The 17,199-nt window shown below is 75.2% G+C and carries 18 protein-coding genes and 1 pseudogene; 13 read left to right on the forward strand and 6 right to left on the reverse strand.

The window, feature by feature from the left end:
* The first annotated feature begins 81 nt into the window (after positions 1 to 81).
* The 3 genes from BLW63_RS07530 (at position 82) to BLW63_RS07540 (ending at position 2,248) form a co-directional block, all read left to right on the forward strand.
* Positions 82 to 1,017: a tyrosine recombinase XerC gene (locus BLW63_RS07530; protein ID WP_091153054.1), complete on the forward strand. Its 936-nt coding sequence runs from the start codon at positions 82 to 84 to the stop codon at positions 1,015 to 1,017.
* 115 nt (positions 1,018 to 1,132) lie between these two features.
* On the forward strand, positions 1,133 to 1,933 hold the full coding sequence (gene whiG, locus BLW63_RS07535) for an RNA polymerase sigma factor WhiG (RefSeq protein WP_091153056.1): 801 nt from the start codon (positions 1,133 to 1,135) through the stop codon (positions 1,931 to 1,933).
* 3 nt (positions 1,934 to 1,936) lie between these two features.
* On the forward strand, positions 1,937 to 2,248 hold the full coding sequence (locus BLW63_RS07540; RefSeq protein WP_091153058.1) for an antibiotic biosynthesis monooxygenase family protein: 312 nt from the start codon (positions 1,937 to 1,939) through the stop codon (positions 2,246 to 2,248).
* A gap of 10 nt (positions 2,249 to 2,258) precedes the next feature.
* On the opposite strand, the gene BLW63_RS07545 is transcribed toward BLW63_RS07540, so the two are convergent.
* Positions 2,259 to 2,753, reverse strand: coding sequence for a murein hydrolase activator EnvC family protein (locus tag BLW63_RS07545; RefSeq protein ID WP_091153060.1), 495 nt, complete (start codon positions 2,751 to 2,753; stop codon positions 2,259 to 2,261).
* Between the two features lie 301 nt (positions 2,754 to 3,054).
* Between BLW63_RS07545 and rpsB the strand changes: the two genes are divergently transcribed.
* From rpsB to BLW63_RS07570, 5 genes are all read left to right on the forward strand, one after another.
* The gene (rpsB, locus tag BLW63_RS07550) at positions 3,055 to 4,008 is read left to right on the forward strand and encodes a 30S ribosomal protein S2 (RefSeq protein ID WP_091153061.1); all 954 of its coding nucleotides are present in this window, start codon (positions 3,055 to 3,057) and stop codon (positions 4,006 to 4,008) included.
* Positions 4,009 to 4,092: 84 nt separating this feature from the next.
* A complete protein-coding gene (gene tsf / locus BLW63_RS07555) occupies positions 4,093 to 4,908 on the forward strand; it encodes a translation elongation factor Ts (RefSeq protein WP_091153063.1) in 816 nt (271 codons plus the stop codon).
* A gap of 188 nt (positions 4,909 to 5,096) precedes the next feature.
* Positions 5,097 to 5,882: a UMP kinase gene (gene pyrH, locus BLW63_RS07560; RefSeq protein WP_425284240.1), complete on the forward strand. Its 786-nt coding sequence runs from the start codon at positions 5,097 to 5,099 to the stop codon at positions 5,880 to 5,882.
* A 67-nt stretch (positions 5,883 to 5,949) separates the two neighbouring features.
* Positions 5,950 to 6,507: a ribosome recycling factor gene (frr, locus tag BLW63_RS07565; protein ID WP_091153065.1), complete on the forward strand. Its 558-nt coding sequence runs from the start codon at positions 5,950 to 5,952 to the stop codon at positions 6,505 to 6,507.
* Between the two features lie 18 nt (positions 6,508 to 6,525).
* A complete protein-coding gene (locus BLW63_RS07570; protein WP_170856688.1) occupies positions 6,526 to 7,569 on the forward strand; it encodes a phosphatidate cytidylyltransferase in 1,044 nt (347 codons plus the stop codon).
* Here the strand turns inward: BLW63_RS07570 and BLW63_RS07575 are convergent.
* Positions 7,536 to 8,474, reverse strand: a pseudogene (locus BLW63_RS07575) (DUF952 domain-containing protein); the annotation flags it as partial. The gene BLW63_RS07570 and the pseudogene BLW63_RS07575 sit on opposite strands and share 34 nt — an antisense overlap.
* A 117-nt stretch (positions 8,475 to 8,591) precedes the next feature.
* On the opposite strand from BLW63_RS07575, the gene BLW63_RS07580 reads away from it, so the two are divergent.
* Positions 8,592 to 9,233, forward strand: coding sequence for a TrmH family RNA methyltransferase (locus tag BLW63_RS07580; protein WP_091153067.1), 642 nt, complete (start codon positions 8,592 to 8,594; stop codon positions 9,231 to 9,233).
* On the opposite strand, the gene BLW63_RS07585 is transcribed toward BLW63_RS07580, so the two are convergent.
* Positions 9,226 to 9,990 carry a polyphosphate kinase 2 family protein gene (locus BLW63_RS07585; protein ID WP_091153069.1) on the reverse strand — a complete coding sequence of 255 codons (765 nt, stop codon included), beginning with the start codon at positions 9,988 to 9,990 and terminating at the stop codon, positions 9,226 to 9,228. The genes BLW63_RS07580 and BLW63_RS07585 overlap by 8 nt on opposite strands.
* 125 nt (positions 9,991 to 10,115) lie before the next feature.
* On the opposite strand from BLW63_RS07585, the gene BLW63_RS26725 reads away from it, so the two are divergent.
* Genes BLW63_RS26725 through BLW63_RS07600 form a run of 3 tightly spaced genes read left to right on the forward strand, consistent with a single transcriptional unit; the run spans position 10,116 to position 13,319 of the window.
* Positions 10,116 to 11,375, forward strand: coding sequence for a hypothetical protein (locus BLW63_RS26725; RefSeq protein WP_091153071.1), 1,260 nt, complete (start codon positions 10,116 to 10,118; stop codon positions 11,373 to 11,375).
* A gap of 55 nt (positions 11,376 to 11,430) precedes the next feature.
* On the forward strand, positions 11,431 to 12,606 hold the full coding sequence (rlmN, locus tag BLW63_RS07595; protein WP_091153246.1) for a dual-specificity RNA methyltransferase RlmN: 1,176 nt from the start codon (positions 11,431 to 11,433) through the stop codon (positions 12,604 to 12,606).
* Positions 12,603 to 13,319, forward strand: coding sequence for a VIT1/CCC1 transporter family protein (locus BLW63_RS07600; protein ID WP_091153073.1), 717 nt, complete (start codon positions 12,603 to 12,605; stop codon positions 13,317 to 13,319). Before rlmN ends, BLW63_RS07600 begins: the two co-directional genes overlap by 4 nt.
* 3 nt (positions 13,320 to 13,322) lie before the next feature.
* Here the strand turns inward: BLW63_RS07600 and BLW63_RS07605 are convergent, their stop codons facing one another.
* The 3 genes from BLW63_RS07605 to BLW63_RS07615 form a co-directional block, all read right to left on the reverse strand.
* Positions 13,323 to 14,297, reverse strand: a complete 975-nt coding sequence (locus tag BLW63_RS07605) for an LCP family protein (protein WP_091153075.1) — start codon at positions 14,295 to 14,297, stop codon at positions 13,323 to 13,325.
* 2 nt (positions 14,298 to 14,299) lie between these two features.
* On the reverse strand, positions 14,300 to 15,229 hold the full coding sequence (locus BLW63_RS07610) for a hypothetical protein (RefSeq protein WP_091153077.1): 930 nt from the start codon (positions 15,227 to 15,229) through the stop codon (positions 14,300 to 14,302).
* 365 nt (positions 15,230 to 15,594) lie between these two features.
* Positions 15,595 to 15,921 carry a DUF2631 domain-containing protein gene (locus BLW63_RS07615; RefSeq protein ID WP_091153079.1) on the reverse strand — a complete coding sequence of 109 codons (327 nt, stop codon included), beginning with the start codon at positions 15,919 to 15,921 and terminating at the stop codon, positions 15,595 to 15,597.
* A gap of 78 nt (positions 15,922 to 15,999) precedes the next feature.
* Between BLW63_RS07615 and dxr the strand changes: the two genes are divergently transcribed.
* On the forward strand, positions 16,000 to 17,196 hold the full coding sequence (gene dxr, locus BLW63_RS07620; protein WP_091153081.1) for a 1-deoxy-D-xylulose-5-phosphate reductoisomerase: 1,197 nt from the start codon (positions 16,000 to 16,002) through the stop codon (positions 17,194 to 17,196).
* The last annotated feature ends 3 nt before the right edge of the window (positions 17,197 to 17,199 follow it).

Genomic DNA, 17,199 nt, shown 5'->3' on the forward strand with positions numbered 1-17,199 from the left:
GCAGGGGAGGAGGCGGTGTGAGCCCCCGCGTGGTGGGCGCTTCGGCTTGACCCCGGGCCCGGGCCGACCGACCGTCTTGGGGTGACCGCCCGCACCGCCGACGCCCGCTCGGCGCTGCCCACGGCGCTGGCGGAGGCGCTGGCCGGCTACGAGGAACACCTGCGCACGCAGCGGGACCTCTCGGAGCACACCGTGCGCGGCTACGTCAGCGACGCGGTCTGGCTGCTCGACCACCTGGTCCGCCGCGGCGGCACGCGGGTCGACGACCTGGACCTGGCCACGCTGCGCAGCTGGCTGGCCCAGGGCCGCACCCGCGGTGCCGGCCGGGCGACCACCGCCCGCCGCGCCGCGGCCGCCCGGTCGTTCACCGCCTGGCTGCGCCGGGCCGGCCTCACCGCCGAGGACGTCGGCCTCCGGCTGGTCAGCCCCAAGGCGCAGCGCACGCTGCCCGACGTGCTCGCCCCCGACCAGGCCCGGGTGGTCGTCGAGTCCGCGGCCGGGGCCGACGAACCGGCCGGACTGCGCGACGCGGTGGTGCTCGAGCTGCTCTACGCCAGCGGCGTGCGGGTCAGCGAACTGGTCGGGCTCGACGTCGACGACGTCGACCGGGGCCGCCGTCTGCTGCGCGTGCTCGGCAAGGGCCGCAAAGAGCGCAGCGTCCCCTACGGCGCGCCGGCCGAGCGGGCGCTCGACGCCTGGCTCACCCGCGGCCGGCCCGCCCTCGCGACCGAGCGCTCCGGCCCGGCGCTGCTGCTCGGTCTGCGGGGCGGCCGGCTCGACGCCCGCGAGGTCCGCCGCACCGTCCACGCCGCGGTCGCCGCCGCGCCGGGCGCCCCCGACATCGGCCCGCACGGCCTGCGGCACTCCGCGGCCACCCACGTGCTGGAGGGCGGTGCCGACCTGCGCTCGGTGCAGGAGCTGCTCGGCCACGCCAGCCTCGCGACCACCCAGATCTACACGCACGTCACCGTCGAGCGGCTGCGCGCCGTCCACGCGCAGGCACACCCGCGCGCCTGAGAGGACAGCCGCCCGTGGATGAGACAGTTGACGTGCGCGCCACCGGATCGCGTACCACCACCGTGCCACCCCGAGGCCTCCCGTCAGGGGCCTCCGACGATCGGGAGCGCAGACCGTGACCGAGGCCGCCATCCACCGGCTCCACCAGACCCCGGACGCCGCCGACGCCGCGCTGGCCGAGCTGTGGGCCGCCTACGTCGCCGAACGGGCGCCCGAGCTGCGCGACCGGCTGATCCTGCACTACGCGCCGCTGGTGAAGTTCGTCGCCGGCCGCGTCGGCAGCGGCCTGCCCGCGCACGTCGAGCAGGCCGACCTGGTGTCCTACGGCACCTTCGGCCTCATCGACGCGATCACCCGCTACCAGCCCTCGCGCGAGGTCAAGTTCGAGAGCTACGCGATGGCCCGCATCCGCGGCGCGATCATCGACGAGCTGCGCAGCACCGACTGGATCCCGCGGTCGGTGCGGATGAAGGCCCGGCAGTTCGAGCGCACGGTGGCCGCCCTCGAGAGCCGGCTGCAGCGCAGCCCCACCGAGGAGGAGGTGGCCGCCGAGATGGACATGGACGTCGAGGAGGTCCGCAAGTTCCTCGGCCAGCTGTCCCTGGTCAACGTGGTCGCGCTCGACGAGCTGCTCTCCGACGACGAGGGTGGCGCCCCCCGGCTGGTCGACACCCTGCAGGACACCAGCGCGCTGGACCCTCAGGCCATGGCCGAGCACAGCGAGGCGCGGCAGCTGCTGGCCCGCGCGGTCGAGCAGCTGCCCGAGCGCGAGAAGGTCGTCGTCAGCCTCTACTACTTCGAGGGCCTGACGCTGGCCGACATCGGCCGCGTCCTCGGCGTGACCGAGAGCCGCATCTGCCAGCTGCACACGAAGGCGGTGCTGCAGCTGCGCACCAAGCTCGCCGACATCGCCTGAGCGGTGGTCCTCGAGCACGCCCTGCTGCCCGTCCGGCCGGGCCTGGAGCAGGCCTTCGAGGCCGCCTTCGCCGAGGCCCGGGAGCTGATCGCGGCCAGCCCCGGCTTCCGGCGGCTCTCGCTGTCGCGCTGCCTCGAGCGGCCGGGCACCTACCTCCTGCTCGTCGAGTGGGAGCGACTCGAGGACCACACCGAGGGCTTCCGCGGCTCGGCCGCCTACCAGCGCTGGCGGGAGCTGCTGCACTCCTTCTACGACCCGTTCCCCACCGTGGAGCACTTCCGCGAGGTGCTCACCGCGACCCCGACCCGGGCCTGACGGCGCGCGGTCACCCCATGGGCAGCAGCCGCACCTCGGGCGGCTCCAGCAGCGACAGCGGGTCGAGGTAGACGTCCCCGCGCCGCAACCCCCAGTGCAGGCAGGCCGCGACCGGGCAGCCGGCGTGACCGGCGGCCAGCGTCCCGAGCACCGCGCCGCGGGCGACCGGTTCCCCGGCGCCGACGGAGGCGTCGACGGGCTCGTACGTCGTCCGCAGGCCGCCGGCGTGGTCGACGCTGATCACCGGCCGCCCGGCCACCATCCCGGCGAAGACGACGACGCCGTCCCCGGCGGCGCGCACCGGCGACCCCGGCGCCCCGGCGAGGTCGGCACCGCGGTGACCGGCTCCGAACCGGTCCGGCGGCGGGTCGAACGGGCGGGTCACCGCACCGTCCACGGGCCGCGACCACAGGCCGGCCGGGACCTCGGCGGGCGCGGCGACAGCTCCCCCGACCGGCAGCAGCAGCGGGACCAGCAGCAGGACGGCGAGCAGCGGGCGGCGCACCCGGGGAGCGTGACCCTGCGCGACGGCGGGCGCGGCGACCTGCCGCGGGCTGTGGACGGCCTCGGGCGCTGGGGAGGGCCGCCGGCGGCGGGGCGTATGCTCGGCCTCGCGACCCGTCTGTGGCGGGTCGACTTCGCGCGTCCTCCTCCCCGCTGGCAGCAGCGGGACGGTCGCCACCTTCGGTCCCCGTCCGCGGGGTCGTGGCGGCCCGGACGCCAGGGCGGAGCGCCACCCGGTGCCCGCGACAACCGAGGAGCGCGGCCCCGCGTGGCCGCGCGCAGAGCACAGAGAGGCTGCGGCCATGGCAGTCGTCAGCATGAAGCAGCTGCTCGACAGCGGCGTCCACTTCGGGCACCAGACCCGTCGCTGGAACCCGAAGATGAAGCGGTTCATCTTCACCGAGCGCAACGGCATCTACATCATCGACCTGCAGCAGACGCTCGGGTACATCGACAACGCCTACGAGTTCGTCAAGCAGACGGTCGCGCACGGCGGCACGATCCTGTTCGTCGGCACGAAGCGCCAGGCGCAGGAGGTCATCGCCGAGCAGGCGCAGCGCGTCGGCATGCCCTACGTCAACCAGCGCTGGCTGGGCGGCATGCTCACCAACTTCTCGACCGTCCACAAGCGGCTGCAGCGGCTCAAGGAGCTCGAGGACATGGAGCAGACCGGCGTGCTGGTCAGCCTGTCCAAGAAGGAGCAGCTGGGCCTCACGCGCGAGAAGGCCAAGCTGGAGCGCAGCCTCGGCGGTATCCGCGACATGCAGAAGGTGCCCAGCGCCGTCTGGATCGTGGACACCAAGAAGGAGCACATCGCCGTCGGCGAGGCCCGCAAGCTCAACATCCCGGTCGTCGCGATCCTCGACACCAACTGCGACCCCGACGAGGTCGACTACAAGATCCCGGGCAACGACGACGCCATCCGCAGCGCCGCCCTGCTGACCCGCGTGATCGCCGACGCCGTGGCCGACGGCCTCATGGCCCGCTCGGCCGCGCAGGCCAACGCCGGCCGCGAGGACGGCGGCCAGCCGGCGATCGGTGGCGACGAGCCGCTGGCCGACTGGGAGCGCGAGCTGCTCACCGGCCAGCAGGGCGACGCCGCCACCACCGATGCCCCTGCCGACGCCGAGGCCACCCCGCTGCCGGAGACCCCGGCCGAGCCCCCGGCCGTGACCGCGTCCGAGGTCGCCCCCGTCGAGGGCGTGCCCGCGACCGGCGACACGACCACCGGCACCCAGGGCGCCCAGAACGCGTAAGGACCCCGCTGCCCCCCCGCCACTCGCAGGCTCGCGGCGGGCCCCTGCAGCGGGGCCGGACCCATCACCAGAAGGAATTGAGGCATGGCTGACTTCACCGCGGCCGACGTCAAGCGTCTCCGCGACGCCACCGGCGCCGGCATGATGGACTGCAAGAAGGCGCTCACCGAGGCCGAGGGCGACTACGACAAGGCCGTCGAGCTGCTGCGCATCAAGGGCGCCAAGGACGTCGGCAAGCGCCTGGAGCGCTCCACGACCAACGGCGTCGTCGTCAGCAAGGGCGGCGCGCTGCTCGAGCTCGACTGCGAGACCGACTTCGTCGCCAAGAACGCCGACTTCGTCTCCCTGGCCGACCGCCTGCTCGACATCGCCCTCCAGCAGAAGCCGGCCGACGCCGACGCGCTGCTGGCCACCGAGGTCGACGGGCAGACCGTCGCCTCGCTGGTCGAGGCCGAGTCGGCCCGCATCGGCGAGAAGCTGGTGCTGTCGAAGTTCGTCGCCTTCGACGGTCAGACCGCCACCTACCTGCACAAGCGGGCCACCGACCTGCCCCCGGCGATCGGTGTCGCGGTGCAGTACAGCGGCGGCAGCGAGGACGCCGCACGCAGCCTGGCGATGCACATCGCCGCGGCCCGCCCGCGGTACCTGTCCCGCGACGAGGTCCCGGCCGAGGCGGTCGAGACCGAGCGCCGCGTCGCCGAGCAGACCGCCAAGGAGGAGGGCAAGCCCGAGCAGGCGATCACCAGGATCGTCGAGGGTCGGGTCAACGCCTACTACAAGGACTTCGTCCTCCTCGAGCAGCCGTCGATCACCGAGCCCAAGCGCACGGTCAAGCAGATCGTCGACGAGGCCGGCCTGACCGTGGAGCGGTTCGCCCGCTTCGAGGTCGGCCAGGCGTAACAGCAGCGGAGAAGGACCCCGCGCCCCCGATCGGCCCCGCTGCAGGGGCCCGCGCCGAGCTTGCGAGGCGTGGGGGGCAGCGGGGTCCTTCGGTGTCCGGGGACCGGTGCGAGGGACCCCTGCCCGCAAGCTGCCGCACCCCCGGTGCGGCAGGATGCGGGGAACGACGCCGAGCGAGGGAAGAACCGTTGACCGACACCGCCGCGCCGCAGCACACCGCGCCCCTGTCCGCACCCACCGCCTTCCAGCCCGCCGACGGCGGCGGCTACAAGCGGGTCCTCCTCAAGCTCTCGGGCGAGGCCTTCGGCGGCGGCAGCGTCGGTGTCGACGGCGGCATCGTGCACAGCATCGCGTCGCAGCTCGCCGAGGTCGTGCACGGCGGCACCCAGGTCGCCGTCGTGGTCGGCGGTGGCAACTTCTTCCGCGGGGCCGAGCTGGCCGAGGCCGGCATGGACCGCCGGCACGCCGACTACATGGGCATGCTCGGCACCGTGATGAACGCGCTGGCCCTCCAGGCGTTCTGCGAGCAGGTCGGCCTGGAGACGCGGGTGCAGACCGCGATCACGATGGGCCAGGTCGCCGAGCCCTACATCCCACGCAAGGCCGTGCGGCACATGGAGAAGGGCCGGCTGGTGATCTTCGGCGCCGGTGCCGGCATGCCCTACTTCTCCACCGACACGGTGGCGGCCCAGCGCGCCCTGGAGATCGGCTGCCAGGTGCTGCTCATGGCCAAGAACGGGGTGGACGGCGTCTACGACGACGACCCCCGCACCAACTCCCACGCGGTCATGTACGAGGACCTCGACTACGGCACCGTGCTGGCCAAGCAGCTGAAGGTCGCCGACGCGACGGCCATCAGCCTGTGCATGGACAACAGCATGCCGATCGTCGTGTTCAACCTGCTGGAGCCGGGGAACATCGCCCGAGCGGTGGCAGGTGAGAGGATCGGAACGCTGATCAGCGACCCGGCCTGAACGCCGCCGCCAGCCCGCAGACCCGCACCCGCGGCGGAGCGCTCCGCCGCACCAGGAGGAGAGACCCGTGATCGACGACACCCTGCTCGACGCCGAGGAGCGGATGGACAAGGCCCTGTCGGTCGCGCGGGAGGACCTCGGCTCGGTGCGCACCGGGCGGGCCGCCCCGTCGATGTTCAACAAGGTCCTGGTCGACTACTACGGCGCGCCGACGCCCGTGCCGCAGATGTCGTCGATCACCGTCCCCGAGGCGCGCATGGCGGTGATCAAGCCCTACGACACCGGCCAGCTGTCGGCCATCGAGAAGGCCATCCGCGACAGCGACCTCGGCGTCAACCCCACCAACGACGGCCAGATCATCCGCGTGGTGTTCCCGCAGCTGACCGAGGAGCGCCGCCGCGACCTGGTCAAGCAGGCCCGCGCCAAGGGCGAGGACGCCAAGGTCGCCATCCGCAACGTCCGCCGCCGCGCCAAGGAGGAGCTCGACCGCATCGCCAAGGACGGCGAGGCCGGCGAGGACGACGTGCGCCGCGCGGAGAAGGAGCTCGACGACCTGACCGCCAAGCACGTGCACGGCATCGACGAGGCGGTCAAGAACAAGGAGTCCGAGCTGCTCGAGGTCTGACCCGACCGGACCCCGCACATGACCCCCGACCCCGACACCGGGCCGATCCCGACCGTCGGCCGGCGTCCGGCCCCGCCACCGCCGCCGCTGCCGCCGCGGGCGGTCACCGACCTGCGGATGGCGCCGCTGCCCGTGCAGGAGCCGGCGACCGCTGAGCCGTCGCCGCGCGAGCCGAGGACGACGCAGGTCGAGGTCCCCGTCTCGACGACCGAGTCCGTAGGCCCGGACCTGGTGCACGCGCCCACGAAGAAGTCCGGGCGGGCCGGGCGGGACATGGTGGCGGCCATCGGGGTCGGTGCCGCTCTGGGCGCGGCCATCCTGCTCCCCCTGCTGGTCTACCGCCCGGCGTTCCTGCTGGTGCTCGGCGCGGCCATCCTCACCGGCGTCGTCGAGCTCACCCGGGCGCTGCGTGCGGGGAGCGCGCGGGCCCCGCTGGTGCCGCTCCTCGTGGGCACGGTCGCGATGATCGCGCTGGCCTGGACGCGGGGCGCATCGGGGCTGGTCGTGGCGTTCCTGCTCACCGTCCTGGCCGTCCTGCTGTGGCGACTCGCCGAGGGCCCCGACGGCTACCTGCGGGACGCCTCGGCCGGCGTCCTGGTGGCGCTGTACGTCCCGCTGCTCGCCGGGTTCGCCGTCCTGCTGCTCGTCCCGGAGGACGGCGCGGCGCGGGTGCTGGCCTTCATCGCCACCGTGGTCGGCAACGACGTCGGCGGCTTCGCCGCGGGCGTGCTGTTCGGGAAGCACCCGATGGCGCCGTCGGTCAGCCCCAAGAAGTCCTGGGAGGGGATGGCCGGCTCGGTCGTCGCCTGCGTGCTGGTCGCCACCCCGATCGTGACCCTGGCCCTCGGCGGGCCGTGGTGGGGCGGGGTGCTCTTCGGCGTCGCCCTGGCCGTCAGCGCGACCGCCGGCGACCTCGGCGAGTCGCTGATCAAGCGCGACCTCGGCATCAAGGACATGGGGCAGCTGCTGCCCGGCCACGGCGGCATCATGGACCGGCTGGACTCGCTGCTGCCCTCCGCCGCCGTCGCCTACCTGCTGCTGTCGGTCGTCGCGCCCGCCTGAGCGCGGGGTGCCGACACCTCCCGGACCGACCCCACGGGCTCGAAGCCGCGCCGGGCGTACCAGTGCCGCGGCCAGTCGATGGCGTCGGCCTCCAGCACCACGAGGTCGCAACCGCGGTCGGCGGCGCGGTTCAGTGCCGCGGCCAGGACGGGCGTTGCGGTGCTCCCGCCCGATGAGCTGGGCCACCAGCTCGTCCAGCGCCGCCTCGGACGGCGGCAGGTCGCGCCGCCACGAGCGCTCCCAGAGCTCTCGTGCACCTCCCGCTGGTCGACCGGCTCGGCGCGGCGCCCGGGCGGCGCGGGGGTGGCGGGGCGGGCCATCACCAGCAGTTCCTCGGCCCGCCACCCGCGGCCGGCGAGCTCCCGCGCCACGTCGTCCGCACCGGGCCCGGTCAGCGTGGCCGCCAGGTGCGGCCAGCCCGCGTCGGCGGCGACCTCGGCCGCCGTCCGCGCGACCGTGCCGGCGTCCGGCGGGACCGTGAGCACCAGCCGGTTGTCGTCCCGGGAGTACCGGAAGCGCGGGTCGAGCACGGCGATCCCACCCGGGACGTCGCGCACCTCGGCGGCCCGCCGGGTGCGCAGCGACAGGGACAGCGCCAGCGCCCGGCCCAGCGCGTCGTCCGGCCGGGGGAGGACCGGGTCGGCGGGCGGCCGGTACGGCACGACGGCGACGACGGCGCTGGTCGGCAGCGGACCATGGAGGTGCGGGAAGCGCACGTCGGGTGGGTCCCCGGGCACGCCGGGGGCCCAGCGCACCGGGTCGGCCAGCCGCGCGGGGTCGACGACGGGCAGCACGAGGTCCCGCCGTCCGGGGAACAGCCGCCCGGCCGGCAGGTGCACCTGCTCCGGCGTGGAGAGGTGCACGAACCCCTGCTCGGCGAGGGACGGCGGGAACAGCGCCCCGGCGTCGAGCGCCGCCCGCTAGGCCGCGGGCTCGGTCAGTGAACGAGGGCGCCGGCGGTCACGTCCGCCGATCCTGCCCGGAGCGCACGGGAACCCGGGGCGTGGGAGACGATCGGCCGCGTGGACGGCGAGGCGGGCCCGACGGAGTGGGGGACGACGGTCGGGGTCGGCCCCTGGCCGGGACCGTGGCCCGAGGACCCGCGCTACGACCCCGAGCTGCTCGCGCACGGCGACCGGCGCAACGTCGCCGACCGCTACCGCTACTGGACCGTCGAGGCCGTCGTCGCCGACCTCGACGCCCGCCGGCACCCGTTCCACGTCGCGATCGAGAACTTCGGCCACGACCTCAACATCGGGACGGTGGTGCGCACGGCGAACGCCTTCCTGGCCGCCGAGGTGCACGTCGTCGGCCGCCGTCGCTGGAACCGTCGGGGAGCGATGGTCACCGACCGCTACCAGCACCTGCGCCACCACGCGGACGTCGGCGCGCTGGCGGCCCACGCCGCGCGCGAGGAGCTCCCGCTCGTCGCCGTCGACAACGGACCGGGCGCCGTCCCGCTGGAGACCGCCGACCTGCCTGAGCGATGCGTGCTGCTCTTCGGTCAGGAGGGACCGGGGCTGACGCCGGAGGCCCGCGCGGCCGCCTCGACCACCGTCTCCATCGCCCAGTTCGGCTCCACGCGGTCGATCAACGCCGGCGTGGCAGCGGGCATCGCCATGCACGCCTGGATCCGGCAGCACGCCCGGCTCGGCCTCACGTGAGCGGCGGGTCCGGGTCGAGGCCCCGGGCGCGCAGGGCCGCCTCCACGGCCTCGCAGACCGTGCGGACCACCGCCACCCGAGCCCACCGCTTGTCCTCCCCGGCGACCACGTGCCAGGGGGCTGCCGCGGTGTCGGTCCGCTCCAGCATCTCCTCGACCGCCGCCTCGTAGGCCGGGCGCTTCTCGCGGTTGCGCCAGTCCTCGTCGGTGAGCTTCCAGGCGCGGTAGGGGTCCTCGCGGCGGGACTCGAAGCGGCGCAGCTGTTCCTCGGGCGACAGGTGCATCCAGAACTTGACGATCACCGTGCCCTCGTCGGCGAGGCTGGACTCCAGGTCGACGATCTCGCCGTAGGCGCGGCGCCACGCCTCCTCGACCGTGAAGCCCTCGACCCGCTCCACCAGCACCCGCCCGTACCAGGTGCGGTCGAGCACGGCCATCCCGCCCCAGCCGGGAAGGACCGGCCAGAAGCGCCACAGGAAGTGGTGGCGCTTCTCGTCATGGGTGGGCGCGGCGAACTGGGCGACCCGCACGTGCCGGGGGTCGAGCCGCTCGACCAGGCGTTTGATCGCGCCGCCCTTGCCCGAGGCGTCCCAGCCCTCGAACAGCACCAGCAGGGGCGGCCCGATCTCGCCCGGGCCGATCTGTCCACCCAGGAGCAGACGCAGGTGCACCAGCCGCTTCTGCGCGGCCTTGAGCTGCTTCTCCTCCTCTGCCTTGGACAGCCGCAGGGTCAGGTCCACGTCGGCGAGCCGGCTCATGCGGTGGAGCTTCGCAGGCCGTGGCGCGGCTCACCTGCCGAGACCACGGCACGTACGGTGCCGTCCCGGCCTCCGGCTGCCGATGACAGGGAGACGGCACCGCACCCGGCGAGGCAGGGGAGGCCATGGGCTCCAGTCATCCGGACGACGTCGACGAGTCGACCGTCCCGGCCGATCCCGGCCGTCCCGACGAGACCCCCGATCCGGCCGAGTGGGACGACGCCTGGCTGCCCGAGTGGCTGGGCGACGGGACCGACGGGGCGACGTCCGTCGAGGAGACCGCCCCCGAGCCGGACCCCGAGCCCGAGCTGGTCGCGGCGGAGTCGAACGAGCTGTCGGAGCCGGACACCGTCCCAGCGCCGGACCCCGTGCCCGAGCCGGACGCCGCGCCCGCGCCGGACGTCGCGCCCGCGCCGGACCCCGTGCCCGAGCCGGACGCCGCGCCCGCGCCGGACCCCGTGCCCGAGCCGGACGCCGCGCCCGCGCCGGACGTCGCGCCTGAGCCGGACGCGGAGGCGCAGGCCGCCCCCGAACCGGACCTCGAGCCGCCGGTGGTCCGTGTCGACGACCTCCTCACCGCGGATCCCGACGGAACGCCCACCGGACCCGCCACCGCGGATGCCGAGCCTGCGGAGCTGTTCGAGCCCGGAGCTCTCCCGCAGCCCCCGCCCGTCCGCGTCGTCGTCGGCAGCCGCCCCCCGTCGCGTCGCCGCGCGCTCTCCGTGGCGGCCGGCCTGCTGGTCGCCGGGGCCGTCGCCGCGGCGTCGCTGCTGGCCGCCCGGAGCGACACCCCGGTCCCCGCCGCGGACGTCGCCGCCCCGGCTACCTCCGCCCCGGCGATGCCCGGCCGCGCCACCCCCCGACCGACGCCGGTCCCCGCGCCGGCCACCCCGCCCGCGACGACGGTGACGACGCCTCCGCCCGCTGCCGCTCCAGCGGCCCCGCGGTCCGCCCACGCCAGCGGGGTGCCGCCCCGTGTCACCGTCCCGGCACCCCCGCGTGCCACCGAGACCCCGGCGCCCGCCGTGCCGGTCCCCGTCCAGGGGGCGACGGGCGCGCCCGTCCCTCCTCCGGGACTCGAGGATCCCGAGCCCGCCCCGGACCGCACCTCGGTCATCGGGACGCCGATCGTGGACACGACGGGGGGGACCGGCGCCGACGAGACGGCGGACGACACCTCGGACGACGTGACGGAGGGCGACGGGTCCGGCACACCGGAGCCCACGACGACACCCGAGCCCGACCCGACGACTCCGCCGTCCACCGAGGACCCGGACGACCCGGAGGAGGAGGGGGCCCCCGAGGAAGACACCGATCCGTCGCCGCTGCCCGAGCCTCCGCAGCTCCCGACGCCTACGGAGACGACCGGGCCGCCAGGAGGGTGATCTCACCCGCAGGCCGGCCCGGCAGGCGCCGAGGGGTGGGACCATGGACGACGCCATGACTGCCCTCCCTCTCGTGTTCGACGCCCCGCGCCGGGGGAAGCCGCCGCGCCACCTCGCCGACCTCACCCGCGAGCAGGCCCGTGCCGCGGTCACCGAGCTCGGCCAGCCGGCGTTCCGGGCCGACCAGCTCGCCCGGCACTTCTACCGGGGCGTCACCGACCCGGCGCGGATGACCGACCTGCCGGCCGCGGTCCGCGAGGAGCTGACCGGCGCGCTGCTGCCCGGGCTGCTCACGCCGGTGCGGACGCTGAGCGCCGACGGGGGCCGCACCCGCAAGACGCTGTGGCGGCTGCACGACGGCGCGCTGGTCGAGAGCGTGCTCATGCGCTACCCCGACCGCGCCACCGTCTGCATCTCCAGCCAGGCCGGCTGTGGCATGGCCTGCCCCTTCTGCGCGACCGGCCAGAACGGGCTGACCCGCAACCTCTCGGCCGCCGAGATCATCGGCCAGGCGGTCGCGGCGGCCGCGGCCATGGCGGACGGCGAGGTCCCCGGCGGGCCCGGCCGGCTGTCCAACGTGGTCTTCATGGGCATGGGGGAGCCGCTGGCCAACTACGCGCGCGTGCGCAAGACCCTCGACGCCCTGGTGACGCCGGCGCCGCACGGGCTGGGCCTGTCCCAGCGCTCGGTGACGGTCTCCACCGTCGGCGTCGTCCCGGCGATCCGGCGGCTCACCGAGGAGGGGCTGCACGTCACCCTCGCGGTCAGCCTGCACGCGCCCGACGACGAGCTGCGCGACAGCCTGGTGCCGATCAACACGCGGTGGAAGGTGGCCGACGTCGTCGACGCCGCCGACGCGTACGCCGCGCGCACCGGCCGCCGCTACTCCGTGGAGTACGCGCTCATCCGCGACGTGAACGACCAGCCCGAGCGCGCCGACCTGCTCGGCCGGCTGCTCGCCGACCGCCGGGCGCACGTCAACCTCATCCCGCTCAACCCCACGCCGGGCAGCCGCTGGGACGCCAGCCCGCTGCCCGCGCAGCGCGAGTTCGTCGCCCGGCTGCGCGCGCACGGCGTGCCGACGACGGTCCGCGACACCCGGGGCCAGGACATCGACGGCGCCTGCGGGCAGCTGGCCGCGGCCGACCGGGTGGAGGGCGTCCCGAGCGTCGCGCTGCCCACGCCGTCCCTCGAGCCGCCCGTGGAGCTGGGCGCCGAGGCCGACGCGTGAGTTCGGAGGCCCCGCCGGCCGAGGCGCACGAGCACAGCCACGCCGACGTCTCCGGCGGCTGGCTGCGGGCCGCGGTCTTCGGGGCGATGGACGGGCTGGTGACCAACACCGCGCTGGTGGCCGGGGTCGGCGGCGGGGGAGCGTCCTCCCGCGCGATCGTGCTCTCCGGCGTGGCCAGCCTGGTCGCCGGCGCCATCTCCATGGCGCTGGGCGAGTACACCTCGGTGCGGACGCAGAACGAGCAGCTCGACCTCGAGGTGGAGAAGGAGCGCCGCGAGCTCGAGCGCAACCCGGGCGGCGAGCTCGCCGAGCTGGTGCAGATGATGCGGGTCCGCGGCGTGGACGAGGACCTCGCCCGGCAGGTCGCCGTCCAGCTGCACCGCGACCCCGACACCGCGCTGCGGCTGCACGTCGTCGCCGAGCTGGGGCTCAACCCGGCCGACAAACCCTCGCCGTGGACGGCGGCGGTCTCGTCGTTCCTGACCTTCGCCACCGGCGCGGTGATCCCGCTGCTGCCCTACCTGCTCGGCTTCTCCGTGCTCGCCGCAGCCCTGGTGTGCGGGGCGGTGGGCCTGGCCGTGGCCGGCGCGCTGTCGTCCCGCTTCACGCCTCGGCCCTGGTGGTACGCCGCCCTGCGGCAGCTGCTCTTCGGCGCGGTCGCGGCCGGTGTCACCTACGCGGTCGGGCTGGCGATCGGCGTCGGCGTCAGCTGACCCTCACCGGCACGACAGCCCGGCGGCCTCGATCGCGGCGCGCGTGCCGGCGGTGGGCAGAGCCACCGGGACGGCGCCGTCCCGGAGGTCGCTCGGCACCACCTCGACCGTCGACAGGTCCGCGCCGGCGAGCGCGGCGAGATCGGTCACGGAGGTCCCCGGGTCGACACTGAGTGCCCCGGTGGTCGCCCACCCCACGGTCTGCAGCCGCAAGGGCCGGACGACCGATCCGCGGACGGCGTCCACCAGCGCACCGAGCACCGTGCCCGCGGCCGACGCCCGTCCGTCCGGGTCCATCGGCACCGGCGTCCACGTCCCGTCGACCAGGTGCTGCGGGTGCCGGGAGCGGACCAGGGCCAGCGCGGTGCGCCCGTCGACGTGCTGGACGCCGGCGCGCGGCAGGTCCAACCCGGCGCCCGGGTCGCGTACCGGGACCGGCACGTCCACCGTGAGCCCGCCGGCTGCATCGACGACCTGGGCGAACCCCGCGAAGTCGACCGCGACCAGGTGGTCGGCGTCGATGCCGATGGAGCAGAGGGCGTCGACCGTCGCTCGGGGACCGTCCCGCCACGTGAGGGTCAGCCGGGTCCGCCGCTGGTCCCGGAGCACCAGCAGGTCCCGGGGCACCGACAGGACCGTGGTCCCGGCGTCGGTCTGGTGGACCACGAGCACCACGTCGGCCCGGGTGCCGGGGACGGCCTCGGGCGTGCCGAAGACGGCGGGGTCGGCGCCGGCGGGCAGGTGGTCCCGCGAGTCCAGGCCCACGAGGACCCACGTGCGGCCGTCGGAGTCGTCGGGGGAGAGGTCCACGGCGACCTCGCCGACGCGGCCGGCGAGCAGCGCGACGTCGACGCCGACGGCGAGGACCACCAGGACCAGGACGGCGAGGAGGACTCGTGTCCGGCCTCGCCGTCCCGGGGACGGCCGACGCCGGCCAGGGGAGCCCTGGCCGGCGTCGGGGTCGTGCGGTGCGGTCACGCTCAGGCCTGCGAGCCCTCCGCGGACCGGCGGCGGGCGGCGAACACCAGGCCGCCGCCGAGCGCGAGGGCACCCACGCCCAGGCCCAGCGGGAGGGCGACGTCGGCGCCGGTGTAGGCCAGGCTCGAGGAGGACGCGTTGGAGGTCGCCGCGGCCGCGGTCACGGAGAAGGACTCCTGGAAGTAGGTGCCCATGCTCCCCTCGTAGACCAGGGTGTGGTCGCCGGTCGGGGTGCCGGCCGGGACGGTGAAGGAGACCGTCACGGTGCCGTTCCGGTCGGCGGTGAACGTGCCCATGGTCTGCGGGGTCGAGTGCAGGGTCACCGTGACGACCTCGCCGGGCTTGAAGCCGGTGAGGACCTTGACGACCTTGCGGCCCGGGGCCGCGCTGTCACCGGTGGCCGAGCCGCCATCCGGGCTCGCGACGCCCTTGGTGTTGGCCTGGGTGCCACGGATCTCGCCGGCCGGCGTGCTCTTCGGCGCCTCGGTGGTGGGAGTCTCGGTCGGGGTGGGCGGCGTGGACGCGGGGGCGCCCTTCAGGGTCACGCTGGTGTTCGGGTACACGAACCGCGGGGCCTCGTTCAGGTAGTCCAGGCACGCGGTCTCGATGACGTAGTCCTTCGGCGTCGTCCCCTCGAGGAAGGACAGGGTGGCCGACCAGCTCCCGTCTGCGGCCGGCTCGACGTAGTCCCAGTAGCCGGACTCGGTGCCGTCCTCGATGAACAGCTCGACGGCCGTGGGGTTCAGCGGGTCGGACTCGGGCAGGCAGCCCTCGCCCGAGACGGTGAAGTCCTCGCCCGCCGCGACCGCGGACGGCGCCACGACCGGGGCGCTCGGCGCGGCGAACGCGGCGGGGGCGAGCAGCAGACCGGTGGCCACGGTGGTGGCGGTCAGTCCGGTCAGGGCTGCGGCGCGGGTGGTGGTGCGGGACATCGTCGGCTCTCCGGTCGGTCAGGAGTCCGGGTGCTCCGGACTTCTCTCGCACTGTCTATCGACTGTGAGCCGCCGGAGGTGTAGCTGACAGTCACCAAGATCAGACGGATCGTCGGCCATGTCTGACGAACGCCGCCCCAGCGGACCCAGCCGTCACTCCTGGCACGCCTGCACGAGAGGAACCCCGGTGGTCGGGGGTGCGAGGGCGACACCTGACATCCGGCTCCGGTGGGTCCCGTAGCTCCCCGTGCGCCGCGACGACCGTGCCGCTCCTCGAGGCGACGCGCCCGGCGATCGACCCGCCACCCCTCTGGACGACGAGAGGCCCGCCCCCGGCAGGGGACGGGCCTCTCGAGGGCGCGCGGCTACTTGGCGCGCCAGGCGTTGCGGCGGCGCCGCCAGTCGAGCAGCAGGATCAGGATCATCAGGCCGGCGATCGCGACGACCCAGAGGTCCTCGATGCGCCCCTCGTGGTTGCCGAAGAGGTAGGCCAGGATGAACAGCGTCGCGATGACGGCGCCGATGCGGCCCCACCTGCCGGTCTCGCCGTGCCAGCCCCAGTCCTCGGGGCGCTCGTGCTCGACCGGCGCGGCACCGGCCCTGACGACGCCCTCCTCGCGGCCGGGCTGGTTGACCCGCTCGGTTGCCGGGTGGTTCACGGAGATCCGCTCGCGGTGGGTCTGCTCGCTCACACCGCCATCCTGCCAGGCCCGCAGCCGGCCCACTCCCCGAGGGACCGGCGGCGTGCCGGGGTCGGGGAGGATGCGCCCGTGGACGGCGTGCGCGAGGTGACGGTGCTGGGCTCCACCGGGTCGATCGGCCGGCAGGCGATCGCGGTGGCCGAGCAGAACCCGGACCGGCTGCGGATCACCGGGCTGGCGGCCGGCGGCGGGGACGTCGCGCGGCTGGCCGAGCAGGCGCTGTCGCTCGGCGTCCGCACCGTCGCCGTGGCGCGGGCGACGGCCGCCCAGGACCTGCAGCTGGCCTTCTACGCCGCCGCGTCCCAGCGCGGCTGGTCGAGGGGCGAGTACGCGCTGCCGGAGATCCTCGCCGGTCCGCGGGCGGCCGAGGAGCTCGCCGCCCGCCCGGCCGACGTCGTCCTCAACGGCATCACCGGGTCCATCGGGCTGCGGCCCACGCTCTCGGCGCTCCGGGCCGGGCGCACCGTGGCGCTGGCCAACAAGGAGTCGCTGGTGGCCGGCGGCGAGCTGGTCACCGCCGCGGCCGCGCCCGGGCAGCTGGTGCCGGTCGACTCCGAGCACTCCGCGCTGGCGCAGTGCCTGCGCGGCGGCGCCCGGGGCGAGGTGGCCCGGCTGGTGCTCACCGCAAGCGGCGGGCCCTTCCGCGGCCGCAGCGCCGCCGAGCTGGCCGACGTCACCGTCGAGCAGGCGCTGGCGCACCCGACGTGGGCGATGGGACCGGTCGTGACGATCAACTCCGCGACGCTGGTCAACAAGGGCCTGGAGCTCATCGAGGCGCACCTGCTCTTCGGCGTCCCCTTCGGCGACATCGACGTGGTCGTGCACCCGCAGTCGATCGTGCACTCGATGGTGACCTTTGCCGACGGCGCCACCCTCGCCCAGGCCAGCCCGCCGGACATGCGGCTGCCGATCGCGCTGGCCCTGGCCTGGCCCGACCGGCTGCCGCACGTGCAGCCGGCACTGGACTGGTCGACGGCGAGCACCTGGGAGTTCGCCCCGCTGGACGACGAGGCGTTCCCCGCGGTCGCGCTGGCCCGTGCCGCCGGCGAGGCGGGCGGCGTCGCCCCGGCGGTCTACAACGCCGCCAACGAGGAGGCGGTCGCGGCGTTCCTGGCGGGTCGGCTGCCGTTCCGGGGCATCGTCGACCTCGTCGCGCGTACCCTCGACGACGCGCCGGACCTCGGCGCCCCCACCCGCGTCGAGGACGTCCTGGCGGCGGAGGGGTGGGCCCGGCAGCACGCCGGGAGCGTGATCGCCGGAGGCTGAGCT

Origin of the sequence: Geodermatophilus africanus (genome assembly GCF_900107105.1) — a bacterium.
GTDB lineage: Bacteria > Actinomycetota > Actinomycetes > Mycobacteriales > Geodermatophilaceae > Geodermatophilus > Geodermatophilus africanus.

Bases quoted from the DNA above. Each gene is read 5' to 3' on its own strand.
- rpsB (WP_091153061.1), top strand. From the start codon at position 3,055: ATGGCAGTCGTCAGCATGAAGCAGCTGCTCGACAGCGGCGTCCACTTC.
- tsf (WP_091153063.1), top strand. From the start codon at position 4,093: ATGGCTGACTTCACCGCGGCCGACGTCAAGCGTCTCCGCGACGCCACC.
- BLW63_RS07570 (WP_170856688.1), top strand. From the start codon at position 6,526: ATGACCCCCGACCCCGACACCGGGCCGATCCCGACCGTCGGCCGGCGT.
- BLW63_RS07585 (WP_091153069.1), bottom strand. From the start codon at position 9,990: ATGAGCCGGCTCGCCGACGTGGACCTGACCCTGCGGCTGTCCAAGGCA.
- BLW63_RS26725 (WP_091153071.1), top strand. From the start codon at position 10,116: ATGGGCTCCAGTCATCCGGACGACGTCGACGAGTCGACCGTCCCGGCC.
- rlmN (WP_091153246.1), top strand. From the start codon at position 11,431: ATGACTGCCCTCCCTCTCGTGTTCGACGCCCCGCGCCGGGGGAAGCCG.
- BLW63_RS07610 (WP_091153077.1), bottom strand. From the start codon at position 15,229: ATGTCCCGCACCACCACCCGCGCCGCAGCCCTGACCGGACTGACCGCC.